7 protein-coding genes are annotated in these 4951 nt (G+C 57.0%); 4 read left to right on the top strand and 3 right to left on the bottom strand.

Features of this window, described 5'->3' with window-relative positions:
- Positions 1–659, bottom strand: a 659-nt coding sequence (locus IGS51_RS11065; RefSeq protein WP_297078450.1) for a cache domain-containing protein, incomplete at its 3' end; no start/stop codon positions are given.
- Between the two features lie 275 nt (positions 660–934).
- Between IGS51_RS11065 and IGS51_RS11060 the strand changes: the two genes are divergently transcribed.
- Both IGS51_RS11060 and IGS51_RS11055 read left to right on the top strand, forming a co-directional pair.
- Entirely contained in the window at positions 935–1804 is an 870-nt protein-coding gene (locus IGS51_RS11060; RefSeq protein WP_297078449.1) for an alpha/beta hydrolase, read from the top strand.
- 164 nt (positions 1805–1968) lie between these two features.
- Positions 1969–2307: a P-II family nitrogen regulator gene (locus IGS51_RS11055; RefSeq protein ID WP_068515513.1), complete on the top strand. Its 339-nt coding sequence runs from the start codon at positions 1969–1971 to the stop codon at positions 2305–2307.
- Positions 2308–2346: 39 nt separating this feature from the next.
- Here IGS51_RS11055 and rdgB read toward each other — a convergent pair whose 3' ends face one another.
- Positions 2347–2928, bottom strand: a complete 582-nt coding sequence (gene rdgB, locus IGS51_RS11050) for an RdgB/HAM1 family non-canonical purine NTP pyrophosphatase (protein WP_297078448.1) — start codon at positions 2926–2928, stop codon at positions 2347–2349.
- Between the two features lie 211 nt (positions 2929–3139).
- Between rdgB and IGS51_RS11045 the strand changes: the two genes are divergently transcribed.
- Both IGS51_RS11045 and IGS51_RS11040 read left to right on the top strand, forming a co-directional pair.
- Complete coding sequence (locus tag IGS51_RS11045; RefSeq protein ID WP_068515514.1) at positions 3140–3442, top strand: hypothetical protein; 303 nt, start codon at positions 3140–3142, stop codon at positions 3440–3442.
- 101 nt (positions 3443–3543) lie between these two features.
- On the top strand, positions 3544–3924 hold the full coding sequence (locus IGS51_RS11040; protein ID WP_297078447.1) for a phage holin family protein: 381 nt from the start codon (positions 3544–3546) through the stop codon (positions 3922–3924).
- Here the strand turns inward: IGS51_RS11040 and IGS51_RS11035 are convergent.
- The coding region (locus IGS51_RS11035) for a MiaB/RimO family radical SAM methylthiotransferase (RefSeq protein ID WP_297078446.1) at positions 3921–4951 on the bottom strand (1031 nt) is incomplete at its 5' end. The two genes, IGS51_RS11040 and IGS51_RS11035, sit on opposite strands and share 4 nt — an antisense overlap.

Raw genomic sequence — 4951 nt, 5'->3', positions numbered from 1 at the left:
GGCAGCACCACATCCGTCGCGCAAACGCCGATCAGCTTGCGCCCCGCTTTGTCATAAACGGGCTGACTAGCCGTGACGTTGGGCAAGCCCGTGGTAAACGCAATGTAGATATCAGTCCAGGTGGGTCGCTCTGCCAGCGCTGCGGCCTTGTACCACGGGCGCTGGCGCGAGTCGAAGGGCCGGTCAAGCTGGCGCAGGCGGTAGGTGCGCTCGCCTCGCACGTCCAGGCTGTAATATTCCCGCAAAAAGTTGTTGGACGCATTGCCGTAGGACAGTTGCAGGGAGCCATCTTGGGGCGATCGCAGCACGCCAAAAAATTCCCCCGTTTGGGCGCTACCGCAATAGACAAACGCCACCGTCGGCGCAATCTTCATCTGCTGGTAAAACTGGCTCTCGCCCCGCGACGCATTTTCGATATCCAGATCGCCCAGGGAAAAGGCGCTGGCGTTCAGTCGATTGATTTCGTGGGGTACGGCAAAATAGCCCTGTAGCTCTCGCTCGATGCGGGCGGTCAGTTCTTGCCGGAGCTGGTTTGCCAGATCATTCACCGCCTTTTGCCCGTTGCGAAACGAAAGGTAGCCCACCAGCCCCACGACTCCAATAATTTGGGCAACCGAAGCCAAAATCAGCAGATTCCTGAGTGGCAAACTCTTGGGCATTGAACGGATAAGGATAGGTCTAGAGGGGCGGAAGGATGGCGCTAGGGTGCTGCCATGAAGGCAGGAGAGGGGGTTTTGGGTTTTGGGTTTTGGATTTTGGGGCCGGGGGTGAGATATCCCCTAGTGGGGGGTTTCGCCTATCATAACCCTCGGAAAAGAGAATTAAAGCAGGTGTCGCTGGGCTGGCATGATGAAGCTGGAGGTTGACGGCAAGGAGGCATGAAACGACAACCATGAGACGACGGATGCAATCCAGCACGACCTCAAAATTGAGCATGAAAGACCGAATCACTGAACCAGAGGCGATCGCCCTGCTGGAACGAATGCGGCGAGAGCCGATCGTCACGTCGCTCTGTTCAGAGGCGATCGCCACCAACACCGTGCAACTGGGCACTGGAGATCCGCCGATTTTGCTGCTGCACGGGTTCGACAGTTCCCTCCTAGAGTTTCGGCGGCTACTGCCGCTGCTGGCGGCCCATTTCAACACCTGGGCAATCGACCTGTGGGGATTTGGGTTTACTGAACGGCGACCCGACCTAGACGTTCATACAACAGCACTCCGCACCCACTTGCACTATGCCTGGAAAACCCTGATTGGGCAACCTGTGGTGCTAGTGGGGGTGTCGATGGGTGGTGCGGCAGCGATCGACTTTGCGCTGAGCTATCCCGATGCAGTGCAGCGACTGGTGCTGATCGACAGCGCGGGCTATCGCAGCGGCCCCGCCTTTGCCAAACTGCTTCCGATGGCGATCGCCCGACAGGGAGCGCGGTTTTTGGCTCGTCCTACGGTGCGCCAAGACGTAACGCGGCGGGCATTTTACAATTCTCAACTGGCCACCGACAGCGCCTACGCCTGCGGGGCATTGCACCTGGCAGAACCCCACTGGGAAACAGCCCTGGCCCAGTTCACTCGCAGCGGCGGCTACGGTTCATTTCGTTCTCAACTGTCCACGCTCCGCCCGCCCACGCTAATCCTCTGGGGCGACACAGACCGCATACTGGGAACCCGCGACGCGCTAGAACTGGCCCGCAGAATTCCCCGCAGCCAGTTGGTCTGGATTCCTCAATGCGGACACCTGCCCCACCTCGAACAGCCCCAGGCGATCGCCGCTGCGATCTACCAGTTTTGCCAGCCCCACGCCTGACAACAGCCCTCCGTCTCAGGAAACTCGCATCACTTCTCACCCCAAAGCCTTAAACTAATCATGAAAACGACGTATCACCAGCTACAAAATGCTCCCCTAAGCGGTGATAGAACGAATCTGCTGGTGTGCGGACTGAATTTAAACTTTCAGGAGTGATCGATTAAATGAAAAAAGTAGAAGCGATTATTCGGCCCTTTAAGCTGGATGAAGTCAAAATTGCCCTGGTCAATGCGGGCATCGTGGGGATGACCGTTTCCGAAGTGCGCGGCTTTGGGCGGCAAAAGGGTCAAACCGAGCGCTACCGGGGATCGGAATACACCGTAGAGTTTTTACAAAAGCTGAAAATTGAGATTGTGGTGGAAGACGAGCAGGTAGACATGGTGGTGGAAAAGGTGATTGCCGCCGCCCGCACCGGAGAAATCGGCGACGGCAAGATTTTCATCACCCCGGTAGACAAGATTATCCGCATCCGCACGGGCGAGGCTAACCAAGAAGCGATTTAATCTCGCTGCCTGTTCTGCTGTCCATTTTGCATTTCCTGTCTACCTTTCGTCAGCAAGGCGCTCTAGCTCTGGCAGCAGCGCCGCAAAGGCAAGCCCCCGGTGACTGATGCGATGCTTCAGGTCTGGGGGCATTTCTGCATAGGTCATGCTGTATTCCGGCACGTAGAAGATCGGGTCATAGCCAAAGCCGCCTGCCCCTGCCGGGGAGAGGGCAATTTCACCGGGGCAGATGCCTTCGGTCTGAAAGGCAATGGAACCATCGGGGCGGGCGATCGCCACTGCACAGACAAACTGGGCCCGCCGATCGGTCTGCCCTTCCATTTCCCGCAGCAGCCGCGCAATCCGCTCAGCATCGCTGTTGCCGTATCGCGCTGAGTATAGCCCCGGCGCACCGCCCAGCGCGTTGACCTGGAGTCCGCTGTCATCGGCGATCGCCCACTCTCCCGTTGCCGCTGCCACCTGAGAGGCCTTCAGCGCCGCATTCTCCAGAAACGTGCTGCCAGTTTCTTCGATCTCCAGCGACGCAGGCTTCAGCTTCAGTTCCCACGGCGTTTTTGCCAGATAGGCCGACATTTCCTGCACCTTACCCGAATTGCCCGTTGCCACAATTAAGCAATGCATGGCCATCAACCTCCCGCCATCTGGATTTTTCAGCAACTTGCTCGCATTTACTTTGTTAAGTCTAGGCAAATCTGGTATGGTATGCGGTGGATTCCCTGAGACTGAACTGCAACCATTGCGGGTCGCAGCTTTTGGCCGGTTGCCCTTGCTGTGAGAACCCGTTCTGGGTGTTTTGTTTCATTTGCACTTTCTATTTAATAAGCGTTGGGTTATGCGGGCAGGTCGCGTTTTTTCTCTCTGCTTGATTAGCTTTTTGATTGGGGGCGTTCTCGGCGGCATCTTAGGGGCGCTGGGGGGCGGCGTTACGGGCGGCTTTGTGGGCGTGGCCTCTGGCGCTTGCACAGCAGCCAAAGTCGCAATGGATCAGGGCCTAATTACAGAAGACCAGGCCAACCAAATCATTGGCACCACCGCAGACAGCTTTTTGGCCCAAGGCCGGCTAGATCGGCGCGTGACGGAAGCCATGAAGGGCGGTGTGCAGGGCTGTTTGCAGCAGTCCAACCAGGGACAATAAAAGCTCGAAAAAATTAAAGTTTCAAAAAGATTCAGACCAAAGATTCAGACCGTAAAACTTTTTAGCAACTCTTTAGCAAATTATTTCAGAACTTCAGAACTATGGAAGGCTGGATTATCGGACTGCTCATTTTTGCCTTGGTGACGGCAGTGAGCCTGGTGATTATTTCTAACTTGCCTCTTGGCATTGATATCGACAGTTTCCCCAAGGCGTTCCTCTCTGGGCTGGTGATTGGCGCACTCAATTCGCTGGTGTTGCCGCTGCTAAGTTCGCTGAGGCTGCTGAACCTGCTAACGCTGGGGCTGTTCGGTCTGGTTGCAACCGCAATTGTGTTTGGGCTGGCGGCCTTTTTGGTGCCAGGGTTTCGGCTGCGCTGGGGTTTTGTCAGTGCGCTGCTAGGGGCGATCGCCCTCAGTTTTATCAACAGCTTCCTATTCTGGCTGCTGGGCAGACTGGGCATCTACACCCAGCTAGCAGGCTAGCATTCAGCGGCGACGAGGGCGCGACCTGTCAGGCTAAAGGCGCGGACTTCGGTGATTTTGACAGGAACGACCCGTCCGCGTAGCTCCTCCAAGCTGCCTTCAAAGTAGGTAAGGCGGTTGCCGCGAGTGCGCCCCATGACCTGAGTCGGGTCTTTGGGATTTTGGTCTTCCACCAGCACCTCTTCGACGCGGCCCAGATACCGCTGCGATCGCTCGGCTGCTTTAGCGGCAACGAGATGATTCAACCGCTGGAGGCGATCGCTCTTGACCTCCTCCGAAAGCTGATTGTCCCAGTTGGCAGCGGGCGTGCCCGGACGCGGCGAGTAGGCGGCCGTATTGAGTTGGTCAAACCCAATGTCGCTCACCAGCTTCAGCGTATTTTCAAACTGCGCCTCCGTCTCACCCGGAAAGCCCACAATTGCGTCAGCGCTAATCGACGCATCGGGCATATAGCGACGAATGGTGTCGATGATGCGGCGATACTTTTCGTGGGTATAGCCGCGAGACATGGCCTTTAGCACGTCGTTGTCTCCCGACTGAAAGGGAATGTGGAAATGCTCGCAGACCTTGGGCAACTCGGCGCAGGCGCGAATCAGCCGCTCCGTGAAATAGCGGGGATGGCTGGTGGCAAACCGGATGCGCTCAATTCCTGGCACATCGTGAATGAAATAGAGCAAGTCGGTGAGCGTGTGCAAGTGGCGGCCGTCCGGCGTGGCTCCAGGCAGGTCACGCCCATAAGCGTCGATATTTTGCCCCAGCAGCGTTATTTCTTTATAGCCCTGCTGCCCCAAGACTTCGATCTCAGCACGAATCGCCTCTGGCGTGCGCGACTGCTCCACCCCCCGCACATTGGGAACCACGCAATAGGTGCAGCGCTCGTTGCAGCCATAAATCACGTTGACCCAGGCGGTCACGGTGCTGTCGCGGCGCGGCTGGGTAATGTCTTCCATAATATGAACGGGTTCCGTCGCCACGACCTGACTGCCCTGAAACACTTGCTCCAGCAAATCTTGCAGACGATTGGCGT

Source organism: Thermoleptolyngbya sp. M55_K2018_002 (genome assembly GCF_015295965.1).
GTDB lineage: Bacteria > Cyanobacteriota > Cyanobacteriia > Elainellales > Elainellaceae > Thermoleptolyngbya > Thermoleptolyngbya sichuanensis.
This window is presented reverse-complemented; position numbering and strand designations above follow the sequence as displayed.

Bases quoted from the DNA above. Each gene is read 5' to 3' on its own strand.
- rdgB (WP_297078448.1), bottom strand. From the start codon at position 2,928: ATGCATTGCTTAATTGTGGCAACGGGCAATTCGGGTAAGGTGCAGGAA.
- IGS51_RS11040 (WP_297078447.1), top strand. From the start codon at position 3,544: ATGGAAGGCTGGATTATCGGACTGCTCATTTTTGCCTTGGTGACGGCA.
- IGS51_RS11060 (WP_297078449.1), top strand. From the start codon at position 935: ATGAAAGACCGAATCACTGAACCAGAGGCGATCGCCCTGCTGGAACGA.
- IGS51_RS11045 (WP_068515514.1), top strand. From the start codon at position 3,140: ATGCGGGCAGGTCGCGTTTTTTCTCTCTGCTTGATTAGCTTTTTGATT.
- IGS51_RS11055 (WP_068515513.1), top strand. From the start codon at position 1,969: ATGAAAAAAGTAGAAGCGATTATTCGGCCCTTTAAGCTGGATGAAGTC.